Here is a 16,001-nt window from a genome sequence, read left to right on the forward strand (position 1 = left end):
CGTGAGCGATCCTGCGCGGGCATGGCGATTCTCGAGCGAAACCAGACCAGACGCGACCCGGCACAGGGCAGCCCGCCGGCCCCGGCGATCGCCATCGCCAGCGTCGTCCTGTCGATGGCGCTGGTAGCGGTCGGCAACGGACTGATGTTCGCCTATATCCCGGTCCGGCTCGGTGCCGAAGGCTTCGATCCGACCTGGGCCGGGCTGATCGTCACCGGCCTCTCGGCCGGCGGCCTGGCAGGCTGCATCCTGACCGGTCCGCTGGTACGACGCGTCGGCCATGCGCGCGCATTCATGGTGCTGTCGGCGTTGATCGTGCTGTCGAACGCCGCCGTCGGGGCCGGACCGCACCCGCTGTCGTGGATCGCGGCACGCGCGCTCTACGGCTTTGCCATATGCGGCCTGTTCATCGTTGCGCAGAGCTGGCTGAACGACGTCATCGCCAACGCCATACGCGGCAGGGTCATGGCCTTCTTCTACGTCGCCTATGTCGCCGGGCTCGGTGTCGGCTACTCCACACTGGCGCTGATCGACATAAGCGCTGCGGACGCGCCGCTGGTCGGCATCGCCTTCACCGCGCTGTCGATCCTCCCCGTCGGGTTGACGCGGCTTGCCCAGCCGCCGCCGCCGCAGGCGGCGTCGGTGGCGCTTGGCCGGGCCTGGCGGATTTCGCCGGTCGGCGTCGCCGGCATGCTTGCCGTCGGCGGCCTGTCGATGACGATTTCAGGCTTTGCGCCGATCCATGCCACGGCCAAGGGCTACAGCCAGGCCGATGTGGCACTGCTTTTGTCGGCGATGCCGATCGGCACATTGATCCTGCAGATCCCGCTCGGCTGGATTTCCGACCGCACCGATCGCCGCTTTGTGCTGGTCGCCGCTTCGGCGCTTGCCATGGTGGCGGGCCTGTTCGCGCTGGGCTTCGATGGTGGTGCGCTGGCGGCGCTGGTCGTCATCTATGTGGTCTGGGCCGGCGCGTCGGAATCGATCTATTCGCTGGCCAGCGCCCATGCCGCCGACCGCGCCGGCAAGGACGACATGGTGGCGCTGTCCAGTTCACTGCTGTTCGCGTGGTCGCTGTCCGGCTTCATCGTGCCCGGCATCGTGACCGGGCTTTCCGCTGTCTATGGAACGCAGGCCTTCATCCATGTGGCCGTCGTCATTGCCACCGTTTTTTGCCTGTTCGTGCTGTGGCGCGTCGTGGCGATGTCGCCTGTTCCCGCCGCCGAGACCGGCAATTTCGCGCCGATGACGGCGCAGGCACCGCTGCCGGTGGAGCTGGCCTTCGCCCCTGAGGAACAGCGCGGTCGCTCCGACGATTGAAGTCCGTACTCAATCGGCTACAGGTTGAGGCTCTAAAGCGCGTTCGCGCCTTGGCTTCTTTTTTATGCATGTCGTTATCGCAAAACCGCCGCGCGCTTGCGCGACATGCATTAGTGCAGATGCCTGAGCTTGTCAGGGTTCCGCACGACATGGATCGCCGCAATCTTGCATCGCACCAAGCGCCTTCATATTGCCGCTGCGCGAGGCGGCATAAAAAGCTTCGGCAAGCTCAAGGCCATGTTGTTTTTCCACCCGAAAGCGAGGGCGCGCCTCGCGCACGTGGCTGCGCGCACGGGCAGCGAGCTGGCGACAAGCCGCGGGGTCGCGCTGGATAGCGGCTGCGACCTCCCCAAACTCCAGCCCGAACACATTCGTGCAGCAGAAAAGCCGCGCGCTCGTTCCGGCTATTGCCTTGTGGCCGAGGCTTCCTGCCGCGGTGCTTCCGGTGGTGGCGCGGGTATAGAAATGCCTTCGCTGTCGAAGACCTGCTTGGCGCGTTTGGTGAGATCGATCTGGGTCGCGAAGAAATCGGCAGCCGAGGTCCAGTAGCGCAAGGTTATGGCGACGTTGCTGTCGCCGACGGTCGCCACAAAGGCAATCGGCGCCGGCTCCCGCCTGACGCGTCGCTCCATGGCGGCGACGCCCAGCATGGTCTTTTGAGCGAGATCGATATCGTTCCACGAGCCGATGGTCAGGGTGATATCGGCGCGGCGGACGCCGTTGCGTGTAAAATTGCGGACGGGCTGGTTCCACAGCGTCGAATTGGGAGCGAGCACGTAAACGCCTTCGACCGTTCGCAGCGTGGTGGCGAACAGCCCGATTTCCTCGATGGTCCCGGAAATGGCCCCGACCTCGACATATTCGCCGATGCGGAATGGCCGCAGCGCCAGCAGCATGATGCCGGCGGCAATGTTTTGCAGCGTGCCCTGCAGCGCCAGGCCGATGGCTAGGCCGATGGCGCCAATGGCGGCAATGATCGAGGTCGTCTGGACGCCGAACTGGCCGAGCACCATGACGACGACGAGGATCAGTATGGCGTAGCGGACGATCCGCGAGAAGAAGTGGCGCAGCGTCGTGTCGAAGCCATGGATATGGCCGAGGCCGGCGTAGATCGAGCGCTGGGCAAGGCCGGCGACGATATAGCCGAGAACCAGCAGGATGACGGCGCCAATGGCCGAGAACGAGTACGAGACGATCAGAGCGCTGAGCTGCGCAAGGCCGGACTGCACGGTGAGGAGAGCGTTCTGAGGGTCGACAGGCATGAGGGGGATCCGATTGGTCAATGCGCCGATAACCCTCGCCGGGCGGCAAGAGTTCCGATTTTTCTTCAACAGCGGAACCGGAAGAACGGTTCTTCGTTGGCTACGGTAGGGCTGCCGTCTTGAAACTGCAACGCAACTCTGCCTATCTAAGGGGTGTCACCTGCTTTGAAGGGTGATTTGGTTGTTCTTGCTGCGAAAGGAAATACACTGAGAACAGCACTTTGGAAGAAGGCCGACATCGTGCCTTCGCCGGCCGGGATCAGCGTAAACGACGCCGTGTCTCGCGCCATCAAGACAGTCCTTGCCAGTCTGGAAGACTCCAAGGCCGAAAACATCGTCTCAATCGACATTCAGGGAAAATCGAGCCTCGGTGACTATATGGTCATCGCGTCCGGCCGATCGCACCGTCATGTCTCGGCTGTCGCCGATCATCTCCTCAAGGCGCTCAAGGATGCCGGGCTCGGCACGGCGCGCGTCGAGGGATTGGCCGGCGCCGACTGGGTCCTGATCGATTCGGGCGACATCATCGTCCATGTCTTCCGCCCCGAAGTCCGCGACTTCTACAATCTTGAAAAGATGTGGCAGGCGCCGGACCTCGAGGAAGAGACCCTCCACTGAGCCGTATTGGTTGATGCATGTCGTTCCCAAACCGGTGACCACTTTTGGTGACATGCATTAGCGGCTCTTCGAGGCAGGGATGAAAATCACCGTTCATGCCGTGGGCCGGATGAAAGCCGGCCCCGAGAAGCTGCTCGCCGAGCGGTATTTCGAGCGCTTCGCCAGGAGCGGGCAGGCCGTGGGCCTCGAATTCTCAGGGGTCGTCGAGATCCCGGAGGGCCGCGCCCAGACCGCCAACGAGCGTCGCCGCGAAGAGGGCCAGAAACTGCAGGCGCAGTTGCAGCCTGGTGCCGCGCTGATGCTGCTCGACGAACGCGGCAAGAGTTTTTCTTCCGAGGATTTCGCCGGGCGCATCGGGCTGCTGCGTGATAGCGGCCGCAAGGCGCTGGTCATCGCCATCGGCGGCGCCGACGGTCACGACCAGTCGCTGCGCGACCAGGCCGACCTGATGGTGTCGTTCGGCGCGCCGACATGGCCGCACCAACTGGTCCGTGTCATGTTGGGCGAGCAGCTTTACCGGGCGGCCACAATCCTGTCCGGCCATCCCTATCATCGCTCGTGAGCCGTTGCAGATTCGACCGAAACCGGTGGATTGGCGTGAGCCGCCCGGATTTTCGCCTCAATGCGTCACGACGCTGTTTTCGGTCGGCGGGCTCTCGAACATGGTTGATTGTTCGTTAACGAAGCCACGCATAGAGTCGGGCTTCAATGGCTGAAGGTTGGAAATCGCGAACGGGCTTTTGGCGCGCAGGCTGCGGCTTGGCAGCGGCGGTGCTTATGCTGTCGCTCGGTGCCGCGCGGGCGCAGAGCAGGCTCGACATGGCGCCCGACCCGGACCAGAGCCGCGCCGAATACGAACGGATATCGCAGGAGATCACACTGTCGTCGGAGCGGCTGGCCAAGCTCGCCGCCGACATGGCGACGGTCAAGAAGGACCATGCCTCGATCACCGCGGCGCTGATCCAGTCGGCGATGACCGAGCAGAAACTCGGCCAGGACATCGAGGACATCGGTGCCAAGCTGGAAGGGCTGAAGGGCGACGAGCAGAAAATCCGTGCCTCACTGGCCGCCAGACGCGACGTTCTGGCCGAGGTGCTGGCCGCGCTGCAGCGCATGGGGCTCAATCCGCCGCCGGCCATCCTGGTCAAGCCGGAGGACGCGCTGTCGTCGGTGCGCAGCGCCATTCTGCTCGGCGCCGTAGTGCCGGAACTGCGCCAGCAGACCGAGATATTGCTGGCGGAACTCAAGGAGCAGTCACGGGTGACGGCCTCGATCGAGGCGGAGCGGGCGCGGCTGACGGCGGCAGTCGCCGAGCAGACGGCGGAAAAGAAGCGGCTCGGCATGCTGCTCGAAGCCAAGCAGAAGCTTGAGGCCGAGACGCAAACGGCCCTGGCGGCGGAAAAGCAGCGATCCGCAGCACTGGCGGCCAAGGCCGGCAGCCTGAAGGAACTGATCGCCTCGCTCGAGGCCGACAAGGCCCGCAAGGCTGCGGACGCGGCGAAGGCAGCCGAGCAGAAGGCCGCCGAACAGAAAGCCGCGGAGCAGAAGGCAGCGGGTGCCGACAAGGCCCCGGCACTGGGGGCTCCGGCGCAGACGGCTCCGGCACAGAAGGCCCCGGAACAGACGGAACTGGCGGCCCTGCCGGTGCCGGAAGCCAACCGGCTCACCGCCGCTGCGCCGTTTTCGGCGCTTCAGGGGCAGATCGCGTTGCCGGTCACCGGCAAGATCAAGCGGCGGTTCGGGGCCAGCGACGGTAACGGCGCAGTGATGCTCGGTGACATGGTTGCGACACAATCGGGAGCCATCGTCACCGCGCCGGCGGACGGAAATGTACTTTATGCGGGACCTTTTCGCTCTTATGGTCAACTCTTGATCCTGAACGCAGGTGACGGCTATCATGTCGTTCTCGCGGGGATGAGCAGAATCAGCGTCGCGTCTGGCCAGTCGGTGCTCGCAGGAGAGCCGATCGGCGCGATGGGAGAGGCCCGGGTGGCGAGCACCTCGGCATCGAAGAATGGAAATGCCACGCCGGAACTCTATGTTGAGTTCCGCAAGGATGGAAAACCCGTCGATCCGACCCCATGGTGGGCGGACCGTTTGTCTGGAAGGACGTGAGATGATGCGGAAACTGTCGCTTCTGTTTGCCGGTGCGCTGATGGGCGCATCCGCGATGAGCCTGGTCTATGGCGCGCCCGGCTCGACGGCGAACGCTGCGGGCTCCGAGACCTATAAGCAACTGGCGATCTTCGGTGATATTTTCGAGCGGGTGCGGGCGCAATATGTGACGCCGCCCGACGACAAGTCGCTGGTCGAAAACGCCATCAACGGCATGCTTACCTCGCTCGACCCGCACTCCTCCTATATGAACGCCGAAGAGGCGCAGGACATGCGCGTGCAGACCAAGGGCGAGTTCGGCGGCCTCGGCATCGAGGTCACCATGGAGAACGACCTGGTCAAGGTGATCACGCCGATCGACGATACGCCGGCTGCCAAGGCGGGCGTGCTTGCCGGCGACTATATTGCCAAGATCGACGGCGAGGAGGTTCGCGGCCTGAGCCTCAACGATGCGGTCGAGAAGATGCGCGGGCTGGTCAACACGCCGATCAAGCTCACCATCCTGCGTCAGGGCGCCGACAAGCCGATTGAACTGACGGTGGTGCGCGACATCATCAAGGTCAAGGCGGTCAAGTTCCGGGTCGAGAACGACATCGGCTACATCAAGATCACCTCCTTCACCGAAAAGACCCATGATGATCTCGAGAGCGCCATCGAAACCATCGAGAAGCAGGTGCCGAAGGAAAAGCTCAAGGGCTACGTGCTCGATCTGCGCCTCAATCCGGGCGGGCTGCTCGATCAGGCGGTGAGCGTGTCCGACGCCTTCCTCAACCGTGGCGAGATCGTCTCGACGCGCGGCCGCGATCCGAAGGACGTCACCCGCTTCGACGCGCGGCCGGGCGATGATATCGACGGCAAGCCGCTGGTCGTGCTCGTCAATGGCGGCTCGGCCAGTGCGTCCGAAATCGTCGCCGGCGCGCTGCAGGATTTGCGCCGCGCCACGGTCGTCGGCACGCAGTCGTTCGGCAAGGGTTCGGTGCAGACCATCGTCCCGCTCGGCGAGAACGGCGCGCTGCGCCTGACAACGGCGCTCTATTACACGCCGTCCGGCAAGTCGATCCAGGGCAAGGGCATCACGCCCGACATCAAGGTCGACCAGCCGTTGCCGCCGGACCTGCAGGGCAGGGACCTGACGCGCGGCGAGTCGGACCTGAAGGGCCACATCAAGGGCAGCGAGGAGGGCGATGCCGGTTCAGGCTCGGCAGCCTACGTGCCGCCGGAGCCGAAGGACGATCTGCAACTCATCTTCGCCCAGCAGTTGCTGCGCGGCGAGAAGACCGATCCGGCGTTCCCGCCGAATCCGGACAAGGCTGTGCTGAACCAGTAGGTGCCGTGCTGAACCAGTAAAAGTCGATCAGCCGGACAACAGGTCTGGCTGCCTGATCGAAGCGATGTAATGCTGCCGGGGCTGCAAGGCCTCGGCAGTTTGATTCGGGGACCGCGGCTGGGGATGCGGCTTGGCTGACATCGGTAGTGACATCGAACGCCCACTCGGGCAGGCCGTCCGGCCGCCGCGCGCGGCCCGCAGGATCAGCGCTGGCGTGGTCGCGGCCACTGTCGTGGCGCTGGCCGTGATCGGCGTCTCCGGGGCGATTGCGCTGCGTGAAAGGCCGTTTCGAAAGCCGGAAGAAGTCGCCGTTTCGACGCCGAAGGCGACAGCCGTGGTCGAACCCGCAGCGCCGGTCACTGAACCGGCGCCGAAGGCCGAAGCAGCGTCCAAGGCGAGCATACCCAAGACGGGCGGGTCCAAGGCAAGCGGATCCAAGACGGGCGGGCCGCAGATCATCCACATGCAGACCGAAGCGGGCGACGGTCCGCCCGGGGCCATCGTCATCCACGACCCTTCGACGACCGGCCAGAACCTGAGGATCGCGCATATTCCCGACAGGGCACTGGTCGAGTCTGGCGAAACCGGTCCATTGCCGGTTCGTGCTGCCGACGGCAGGCGGCCGTTCGATGTCTATGCGCGACCATGGTCCGGCGCGCGCGGTGCGCGCGTGGCGATCGTCATCGGCGGGCTTGCCGTGTCACAGACCGGCACGCAGGCTGCCATCGCCAAGCTGCCGGCCGAAGTGACGCTGGGCTTCGCGCCGCAGGGCAACAGCATCGGCCGCTGGATGCAGGCGGCGCGGCAGAGCGGCCATGAGATCGTCATGCAGGTGCCGCTCGAACCGTTCGATTATCCGAATGTCAATCCCGGCCGCAACACGCTGACGGTCGTGGCGACACCCGACGAGAATTTGGAGAATTTGCGCTGGGCGCTGTCGCGGACGACCAATTACACCGGCGTCATGAACTATATGGGCGCTCGTTTTTCGGCCGATGCGGCGGCGATGGGGCCACTGATGGCCGAGCTTGGCAGGCGCGGCCTGGCCTATGTCGACGACGGTTCGTCGGCACGCAGCCTGGCGCCCGAACTGGCGTTGAAGAACGGTGTGCCGTTCGCCGCCGGCGACACGTCGATCGACGCCGTGCGTGACCGCGGCGCCATATTGAAGAAGCTGGACGAACTGGAAGCAACCGCGCGGGCGAAAGGCTTTGCCGTCGGCATCGGCTCGGCCTTCGACCTGACGGTCGACACCGTGTCGTCCTGGGTGATCGAGGCCAAGAAGCGCGGCATCGAGATCGTGCCGATTTCGGCAGTGGCGGTGGATCCGGAAAAAGGTTGAGCATGGCGAAGAAAAAACCGGTCGACCCCGAGACGCTGCCCTATCGTCGCTGCGTCGGAGCGATGGTCCTCAACGGAGACCGGCTGGTCTGGGTCGGGCATCGCATTGCCGAGCCGGACAGCGAATTCGCCGGCACGACGCAGCTCTGGCAGATGCCGCAGGGCGGCATCGACAAGGGCGAAGAGCCGCTGCAGGCGGCACAGCGGGAACTCTACGAAGAAACCGGCATGCGCAGCGTCTCGTTGCTGGATGAGGCGCCGAACTGGATATTTTACGACCTGCCGGCCCATCTGGTCGGCGTCGCCTTCAAGGGAAAGTATCGTGGCCAGACGCAAAAATGGTTCGCCTTCCGCTTTCACGGCGATTTGAGCGAGATTGAAATCAATCCCCCGCCGGGCGGCCACACCGCCGAGTTCGACAGATGGGCCTGGCGGCCAATGGAGGAATTGCCCGACCTGATCGTTCCGTTCAAGCGTCAGGTCTATGAGGACGTGGTTGCGGCATTCCGGCATCTGGTTGCATAGGCCTGGCGCAAGCCGCGCTCGCGCCGACCACGGTTGCCGCGTCGGCGCGGTGGCCTTATTGATGGCCGATCCGCTGCAGACGGGATTGGCATGAACGGCACTTCCAAAAAATCTCTTTCTGAAAGGGCCGTCAAAGCCGCGCCGATCAGCGAAGCGGCGGCCGGCGCCATATTGACCGTCGATCTCAGCGCCATCCGCGAAAATTACCGGCGGCTCAAGGCGCGGTTGGGCGGTGTCGGCTGCGCCGGTGTCGTCAAGGCCGACGGCTACGGGCTCGGCGGGCCGCAGGTGGCCGCGGCGCTGGCGGCCGAAGGCTGCGCCGTTTTTTTTGTCGCGCATCTGGCCGAGGGTGCCTTGCTGCGCCAGGCGCTCGGCGCACGGGCGGCGATCTATGTGCTGAACGGCATTCAGCCGGGCGCCGAAAGCGAAGCCGTCGCAGCGGAGCTGGGCCTGGTCATCAACAGCGCCGGCCAGCTCGCCGCCTGGCGCGCGGCGGCGCAGCGGGCCGGCCACAAGCTCAAGGCTGCAATCCAGGTCGACAGCGGCATGTCGCGGCTCGGCATGGCGGCAGCCGAGGTGGAGGCCGTCGCTGCCGACCCGCAGGCTTTCGATGGTATCGACGTCACCATCGTGATGAGCCATCTCGCTCGCGCCGACGAGCCCGAACATCCGGCCAACGAGCAGCAGCGGCTGGAATTCGAGCGGTTGCGCAAGGTGCTGCCAAAGGCGCCGGCCTCGCTCGCCAATTCCTCCGGCATCTTTCTTGGGCAGTCCTTTCACTACGACCTCGCCCGGTCCGGTGCGGCGCTCTACGGCATCAATCCGACGCCAGCGGTGGAAAATCCGATGCTGCCAGTGGTGCGGCTTCAAGCAAAAATCATCCAGACGCGCAGCCTCGAGAGGGGAGCCGGCGTCGGCTATGGCCATATTTTTCACGTCACCGATTCGCTGATCGCCGCAACGATCTCGCTTGGCTATGCCGATGGCTGGCATCGACGTGCGACCTCGGCCGCCTGGTTCGAAAATGTGCGCTTGCCGTTCCTGGGCCGTGTGTCGATGGATTCGATCGTCCTCGACATTTCGGCCCTGCCGCCCGGCAGGCTGAAGGCGGGCGACCTCGTCGAACTGATTGGCCCGTCGCAGACGGTCGACCAGGCGGCCGGCCATGCTGGCACCATCGGCTATGAAATCCTGACCAGCCTCGGGCACCGCTTTCACCGGCGCTATGTGAATGGATAGCGCGCGGGCTTTTTTTAGGCATGTCGTCGTCCCAAAACCTTCTGCGTAGGGGCGACATGCTTGGGCACTTGGCGGACGCGGTAAAATCCGGCAGACAGAAAGCCACGATGCCGCCCGCTGACAAGACATCGTTCTGGAGAGCTATGCGATGAAGATCTGCGTGCTGGGCGGCGGCGTCATCGGGGTCACCACTGCTTATTACCTGGCCGAGGCCGGCCATGAAGTGACGGTGATCGACCGCCAGAAGGGCCCGGGGCTGGAAACCAGCTTTGCCAATGCCGGCGAGATCTCGCCAGGCTACGCCTCGCCCTGGGCCGGTCCCGGCGTCCCGCTGAAGGCGATCAAATGGCTGCTGATGAAGCATGGCCCGCTGGTGGTACGGCCGACCCTCGATCCACATATGTGGGTATGGCTGGTCAGGATGCTGCGCAACTGCACGGCCGAGCGCTATGCAGTCAACAAGGCGCGCATGGTGCCTTTGGCCGAATACAGCCGCGACACGCTGAAAGCGCTGCGCGAGGCGACCGGCATCGCCTATGACGAGCGCAGCAAGGGGACGCTGCAGCTTTTTCGCACGCAACAGCAGTTCGACGGCACAGCCGGCGATGTCGAGGTGCTGAAGACATATGGCGTTCCCTACGAGATCCTCGATCCCGACGGCTGCATCGCGGCCGAGCCGGGCTTGGCAGGGATCCGTGAAAAGTTCGTCGGCGGCCTGCGGCTGCCGGGCGACGAGACCGGTGACTGCAAGATGTTCACTGACCGTCTGGCAGAGCTCTGCGCAGCGCGCGGCGTCACCTTCGAGTACGACACGTCGATCAGGCGCATCGTGCGCAAGCGCAACCAGATCGCCAACATCACTACGAGAAAGGGATGGAAGGCCGCCGACGCCTATGTGATGGCGATGGGCAGCTATTCGGCCAAGTTCATGCGCAGCCTGAAACGACCCATCCCGGTCTATCCGGTCAAGGGCTATTCGATCACCGTGCCGATCAAGGATGCTGCCGCAGCACCGGTCTCGACGGTGATGGACGAGACGTACAAGGTGGCGATCACCAGGCTCGGCGATCGCATCCGGGTCGGTGGCACCGCGGAGATTTCCGGCTTTGACCTGACGCTGAATGAATCGCGGCGGCGCACGCTCGAACATTCGCTCGGCGACCTTTTTCCAGGCAGCGGCGACATGCGGTCGGCGACCTTCTGGTGCGGGTTGCGGCCGATGACGCCGGACGGACCGCCGCTGATCGGCCGCACCGAGTTTTCCAACCTCTATCTCAACACCGGCCACGGCACGCTCGGCTGGACCATGGCCTGCGGCTCGGCCAAGGTCCTCGCCGACATCATTTCCAGCCGGGTGCCGGACATCGATGTCCGCGATCTCGGACCGGAGCGATACCAGCGGTAGGATCGGAAGGATTCTTCATGCATTTGAGCGGAGGAACTTGCCGCGTGACTCGGGATCAGTCTCCAGCACACCTCGCCGCGTCAGAGAAAATATCGTCAGACGAACAGGCTCCGCTCCCGTTCCACCGCCCTGGTGATGAAGCTCGCGACGATCTGGACGCGGCGCAGCGGCCTGACCGATTCGTGATAGACCAGCCAGTAGGCGCGGCGAATGGGCGCGACGATGTCGACGGCCACCAGTTCCGGCATCGAGTGGGCGACAAAAGTGTGCAGGATGCCGATGCCGGCGCCGGAGCGCACCGCTTCGGCTTGGCCGAGCGCCGAGGAGATGGCGAAGCTCGTGCGCCAGTCGGCACTGAACTCGGCCGCATAGTCGAGCGAGGGGCTGACGATGAGGTCCGGCACATAGCCGATCAGCGTGTGTCGGCCAAGCTCGGCCGGCGTCTGCGGCAGGCCATGCGCGTCGGCATAGGCGCGGGACGCGAACAGGCCGAGCGTGTAATCGACCAGCTTTCCCGCCACCAGCCTGCCTTCGGTCGGCCGCTCCACGGTGATGGCGATGTCGGCCTCGCGCCTGGACAACGAGAAGGAACGCGGCACCGGCACCAGCTGGATGGTGAGTTCGCGGTGAAGCGCCGTCAGTGCGCCGAGGCGTTTGGCCAGGAAGGCGACGCCGAAACCATCTGGTGCGCCGATGCGCACGGTGCCGGAGACGTCGTCGCCTTCGCCCGCCACGGTCGAGCGCGCGGCGATCATGTCGCCTTCCATGCGCTCGGCGATGTCGAGGAAGCGCTCGCCCGCCGGCGTCAGCTCGCTGCCGGTAGTTAGCCGGCGAAAGAGTTTTGTGCGCAGCGCATCCTCGAGCGCGGCGACGCGGCGCGAGACAGTGGCGTGGTTCAGCTCCAGCCGCTTGGCCGCGCCAAGTATCTGGCCGGCACGCGCCACCGCAAGAAAGATGCGGACGTCATCCCAGTTCATGAGGAGGGTCCGGATGACAATCGTCGACGTTGCGTTCCGTGGCACCCCCCTCTGTCCTGCCGGACATCTCCCCCTCAAGGGGGGAGATTGGCAGCTCCGCTGACGGCTCTTCCTTAACAGCGTCGATGTTTGGCGAAGGCAAAGATGACAGCGCAATCTCCCCCCTAGAGGGGGAGATGTCCGGTAGGACAGAGGGGGGCGCGAAGGAACTCAACCTGTCATTCCTTGAGGTGGCACTATCATTTGCGGGAATTGATGCTCCTCAGTCAAGCGCACTCTATTTGCCGCACAACGGTTGCGTTTCCGCTCACGTTGCCATCGGCGGCGCAAAGGCGGACAATGCCGCATCACAAATACAGGGAGAGAAACCATGATCGACTACGGTCATTTCATCGGCGGCAAGCGTGTCGCTGGAACCAGCGGCCGCAAGCAGGACGTCATGCAGCCGATGGACGGCACGGTGCGCGGCACCGTGGCGCTGGCTTCGCAGGCGGAACTGCGCGCGGCGGTGGAAAACGCCAAGGCGGCGCAGCCCGGCTGGGCGGCGACCAATCCGCAGCGGCGCGTGCGCGTCCTGATGAAGTTCCTCGAACTGGTCGCCCGGGAGTATGATGCGCTGGCCGACATTCTGGCGCGCGAGCACGGCAAGACCATCGCTGACGCCAAGGGCGACATCCAGCGCGGCCTGGAAGTGGTCGAGGTTTGCATCGGCGCGCCGCACATGATGAAGGGCGAGTTCACCGACGGCGCCGGCCCCGGCATCGACGTCTATTCGATGCGCCAGCCGCTCGGCGTCGTTGCCGGCATCACGCCGTTCAATTTTCCGGCGATGATCCCATTGTGGAAGATCGCGCCGGCCATCGCTTGCGGCAACGCCTTCATCCTGAAGCCTTCGGAGCGCGACCCAGGCGTGCCGATGCGCATCGCCGAACTGTTCATCGAGGCCGGCCTGCCAGCCGGCATCCTCAACGTCGTCAACGGCGACAAGGAGGCGGTCGACGCCATCCTCGATGATCCCGACATCAAGGCCATCGGCTTCGTCGGCTCGACGCCGATCGCCCAGTACATCTATTCGCGCGGCTGCGCGGCCGGCAAGCGCGTGCAGTGCTTCGGCGGCGCCAAGAACCACATGATCATCATGCCCGACGCCGACATGGACCAGACCGTCGACGCGCTGATCGGCGCCGGCTACGGCTCGGCCGGCGAGCGCTGCATGGCGATCTCGGTGGCGGTCCCGGTCGGCAACGATACCGCCAACCGGCTGATGGAAAAGCTGGTGCCGCGCGTCGAAAGCCTGAAGGTCGGCCCATCGACGGATTCGTCCGCCGATTTCGGCCCGCTGGTGACGGCGCAGGCGCTGGAGCGGGTCAAGGGCTATGTCGACATCGGCGTCAGGGAAGGCGCCAGGCTGGTCGTCGACGGGCGCGGCTTTTCCATGCAGGGCTATGAGAACGGCTACTATATGGGCGGCTGCCTGTTCGACAACGTGACCGCCGATATGCGCATCTACAAGGAAGAGATTTTTGGGCCGGTGCTCTCCGTGGTGCGCGCGCCGACCTACGAGAACGCGATCAAGCTCGCCAACGATCACGAAATGGGCAACGGCGTCGCCATCTTCACCCGCGACGGCGATGCGGCCCGCGATTTCGCCTCGAGGGTCCAGGTCGGCATGGTCGGTATCAACGTGCCGATCCCGGTGCCGATCGCCTACTATACGTTCGGCGGCTGGAAAGCGTCTTCCTTCGGCGACCTCAACCAGCACGGACCGGACGCATTCCGGTTCTACACCAAGACCAAGACGGTGACCTCGCGCTGGCCGTCCGGCGTGAAGGACGGCGCCGAATTCGTCATCCCGACGATGAATTAGCCGGACGGTTGCTTGTCTGCGCGTCCTCGCCTTCGGCTGCGGGCGCGCGGGCAGGCGTGAAGGACGGCGCCGAATTCGTCATCCCGACGATGAACTAGCCAGTCGACAAAGAGCTCCAGATTTTATGATTGAAGACGAAAAAGGCCCGGCCAGAAACCGGGCCTTTTTGCTGACCGGTCGCGGCCGCGTGTATGCCTGAACGCTAATGTGATGGAACCAGGCGGACAGCAGAAGCCTTAACTTGCAATCCTGCCGCGAAGGAGACGCGGCAGATCGACCAACGGCGCTGGCGACAGCTTCGGGGGCTATTGCCGGCGCAAGGAGGTGTGAGATGACACGTCTCATGGTGTCGATACTTGGCGCGGCGGCTGCCGCGTTTTCCGCGGCCCCGGCAACAGCGGCCGAACAATGCGCGCCACGAGCCGACATGATCAGGGCGCTCGGCGAGAAGTTCCAGGAAAATCCAACCGCGCTCGGCGTCGTCAATCCGAATGTGATTGTTGAAGTCTTCGTTTCCGACCAAGGCACCTGGACCATCCTCGCCAGCGACACACGCGGTCAAAGCTGCGTGGTTTCGGTGGGTGAAGGCTGGGAGAGCGCGGTGAAGACAGCGGCGCTGCCAGGGACCTGAGCCGCCTAGCGGGTGGCAGCCGCCTTAGCATAGCCGCGCGCGCGCAGGCCTCGGTTCTCGGCGACGACCATGAAACGGATCCACAGGCGCCCCGAGCGGGCGCCTGCTTGCGCTTTTTTGTTGCCGACACCATATATGGAACATAGTGGGAACATTTTGAATCGTCCCCGCTGATGACAGACCGGAACACGGAAAGGAACGACGCGATGATGATGACGTCGGGACCGGCCTGGATCGTTCCGGCAAAATGAGGGCTCTTCCTTTGCCGGACGTGATGGCAAAGGAGATGCCCTATGGCGCGCAAATCGCTGTTGGTTGGGTTGAAAACCCTCATTCTTGCTGGCGCATTGGCGGTGGGTACGAACGCCGCAAGCGCCCAATATCAATACTGCGTTGAACATCGCGATCTCGTCGCCCACCTGAGCGAGCAGTTCCAGGAAAGACAGTTTGCTTTCGGGCTGATCGGTCAGATGGCGATTGTGGAAGTCTATGTCGCCGACAGCGGAAGCTGGACGATCATCGTCACCGACGTCGCCGGCAGAAGCTGCATCGTCGCGGCCGGCGAACATTGGGAAAACGTGGTGATCCCGACCGACCAGGACGCATGACGAATTGAGCGATGCTCAGCGCCTGTGGGCGGAACTCAAAGAGCCTGCCGAAGCTTGCTGCCGATCTCTATCGCGTAGCGGCCGCCGCGGCATGACCGCGCAGCAGCGCCATCAGGCGCTTGGCATCCTTGGCGGCGGCGTCTTCATCGCCGTCGAGGATCGAGCGGATCAGCGCGACATGGTGCTCGGCCGATTCGGCAAGCCCGGTATCGGCCTTGTAGCGGAACCAGAAGCGGCGGCTGTGGGTCTGCAACGGGGCCGCCAGCCGCGCGGCGAAGGGATTGTCGGCCGCCAGCGCCAGCGCCTCGTCGAGCGCCTTGTCGGCCTGAATGAAGGCCAGCACATTGCCCGATATCACCGCCCTCTGCATGGCCAGTGCCGCGTCGTGAAACAAGTCGGCGGCCTCGCGGGTGACGAAGCGGGCGGCCGAGCGGGCAAGAACCACCTCGACGCCACGCCGCGCATCGAGAACGCGCAACCAGTCGCCGGGATGCAGCGGGGCAATGGCGATGCCGGCACGCGGCCGGACATCCAGCAGTCCCTCCCATGCCAGCCGCTGGATCGCCTCGCGCACCGGCGTGCGGCCGAGCCCCAGCCTGTCGATCAGCGCGCCTTCGGTGATGAAGCTTGCAGGCACCAGTTCGAGCGTCACGATCATGTGCTCGAGCACGCGGTAGGCTTTCGCCGCCACTGGCTCGAATGCTGGGCTTGATTCATTGAATATCAACGGCGGGCTCCTGATATATTTTTGGTATATCATAGCAAA

At 64.5% G+C, this 16,001-nt stretch carries 15 protein-coding genes and 1 pseudogene; 12 read left to right on the plus strand and 4 right to left on the minus strand.

The annotated features are described in order from the left end of the window. Positions 1-21 precede the first annotated feature (21 nt). On the plus strand, positions 22-1,320 hold the full coding sequence (locus AC0L28_RS06135; RefSeq protein ID WP_473476205.1) for an MFS transporter: 1,299 nt from the start codon (positions 22-24) through the stop codon (positions 1,318-1,320). 168 nt (positions 1,321-1,488) lie between these two features. On the opposite strand, the pseudogene AC0L28_RS06140 reads toward AC0L28_RS06135, so the two are convergent. Then, positions 1,489-1,717 (minus strand): annotated as a pseudogene (locus tag AC0L28_RS06140) (sigma factor-like helix-turn-helix DNA-binding protein); the annotation flags it as partial. 7 nt (positions 1,718-1,724) lie between these two features. Further along, positions 1,725-2,582, minus strand: coding sequence for a mechanosensitive ion channel family protein (locus AC0L28_RS06145; RefSeq protein ID WP_473476208.1), 858 nt, complete (start codon positions 2,580-2,582; stop codon positions 1,725-1,727). Positions 2,583-2,822: 240 nt separating this feature from the next. Here AC0L28_RS06145 and rsfS point away from each other — a divergent pair, with 240 nt between their 5' ends. The 8 genes from rsfS (at position 2,823) to AC0L28_RS06185 (ending at position 11,152) form a co-directional block, all read left to right on the plus strand. Further along, on the plus strand, positions 2,823-3,200 hold the full coding sequence (gene rsfS / locus AC0L28_RS06150) for a ribosome silencing factor (protein WP_023800052.1): 378 nt from the start codon (positions 2,823-2,825) through the stop codon (positions 3,198-3,200). A 79-nt stretch (positions 3,201-3,279) separates the two neighbouring features. After that, the gene (rlmH, locus tag AC0L28_RS06155; RefSeq protein ID WP_023800051.1) at positions 3,280-3,762 is read left to right on the plus strand and encodes a 23S rRNA (pseudouridine(1915)-N(3))-methyltransferase RlmH; all 483 of its coding nucleotides are present in this window, start codon (positions 3,280-3,282) and stop codon (positions 3,760-3,762) included. Positions 3,763-3,908: 146 nt separating this feature from the next. Then, entirely contained in the window at positions 3,909-5,315 is a 1,407-nt protein-coding gene (locus tag AC0L28_RS06160; RefSeq protein WP_287260517.1) for a murein hydrolase activator EnvC family protein, read from the plus strand. A 1-nt stretch (position 5,316) separates the two neighbouring features. Further along, positions 5,317-6,642 carry a S41 family peptidase gene (locus tag AC0L28_RS06165; protein WP_023800050.1) on the plus strand — a complete coding sequence of 442 codons (1,326 nt, stop codon included), beginning with the start codon at positions 5,317-5,319 and terminating at the stop codon, positions 6,640-6,642. A gap of 130 nt (positions 6,643-6,772) precedes the next feature. Beyond that, on the plus strand, positions 6,773-7,984 hold the full coding sequence (locus tag AC0L28_RS06170; protein WP_023800049.1) for a divergent polysaccharide deacetylase family protein: 1,212 nt from the start codon (positions 6,773-6,775) through the stop codon (positions 7,982-7,984). Between the two features lie 2 nt (positions 7,985-7,986). Beyond that, complete coding sequence (locus tag AC0L28_RS06175; RefSeq protein WP_023800048.1) at positions 7,987-8,508, plus strand: RNA pyrophosphohydrolase; 522 nt, start codon at positions 7,987-7,989, stop codon at positions 8,506-8,508. 90 nt (positions 8,509-8,598) lie between these two features. Beyond that, positions 8,599-9,747, plus strand: coding sequence for an alanine racemase (gene alr / locus AC0L28_RS06180; RefSeq protein ID WP_473476212.1), 1,149 nt, complete (start codon positions 8,599-8,601; stop codon positions 9,745-9,747). A gap of 148 nt (positions 9,748-9,895) precedes the next feature. Further along, positions 9,896-11,152 carry a D-amino acid dehydrogenase gene (locus AC0L28_RS06185; protein ID WP_473476215.1) on the plus strand — a complete coding sequence of 419 codons (1,257 nt, stop codon included), beginning with the start codon at positions 9,896-9,898 and terminating at the stop codon, positions 11,150-11,152. A 95-nt stretch (positions 11,153-11,247) separates the two neighbouring features. Here AC0L28_RS06185 and AC0L28_RS06190 read toward each other — a convergent pair whose 3' ends face one another. Next, positions 11,248-12,129, minus strand: a complete 882-nt coding sequence (locus tag AC0L28_RS06190) for a LysR family transcriptional regulator (protein ID WP_473476218.1) — start codon at positions 12,127-12,129, stop codon at positions 11,248-11,250. A 370-nt stretch (positions 12,130-12,499) separates the two neighbouring features. Here AC0L28_RS06190 and AC0L28_RS06195 point away from each other — a divergent pair, with 370 nt between their 5' ends. From AC0L28_RS06195 to AC0L28_RS06205, 3 genes are all read left to right on the plus strand, one after another. After that, positions 12,500-13,996: a CoA-acylating methylmalonate-semialdehyde dehydrogenase gene (locus AC0L28_RS06195; RefSeq protein WP_027152855.1), complete on the plus strand. Its 1,497-nt coding sequence runs from the start codon at positions 12,500-12,502 to the stop codon at positions 13,994-13,996. A gap of 331 nt (positions 13,997-14,327) precedes the next feature. Continuing rightward, entirely contained in the window at positions 14,328-14,627 is a 300-nt protein-coding gene (locus tag AC0L28_RS06200; protein ID WP_128171137.1) for a hypothetical protein, read from the plus strand. 293 nt (positions 14,628-14,920) lie between these two features. Beyond that, the gene (locus AC0L28_RS06205; protein ID WP_473476220.1) at positions 14,921-15,235 is read left to right on the plus strand and encodes a hypothetical protein; all 315 of its coding nucleotides are present in this window, start codon (positions 14,921-14,923) and stop codon (positions 15,233-15,235) included. Positions 15,236-15,302: 67 nt separating this feature from the next. On the opposite strand, the gene AC0L28_RS06210 is transcribed toward AC0L28_RS06205, so the two are convergent. Next, positions 15,303-15,995 (minus strand): GntR family transcriptional regulator, encoded by a 693-nt coding sequence (locus AC0L28_RS06210; RefSeq protein ID WP_473476222.1) that lies wholly within the window; start codon positions 15,993-15,995, stop codon positions 15,303-15,305. Between the last annotated feature and the right edge of the window lie 6 nt (positions 15,996-16,001).

The sequence above is a fragment of the Mesorhizobium sp. WSM4847 genome (assembly GCF_055811335.1).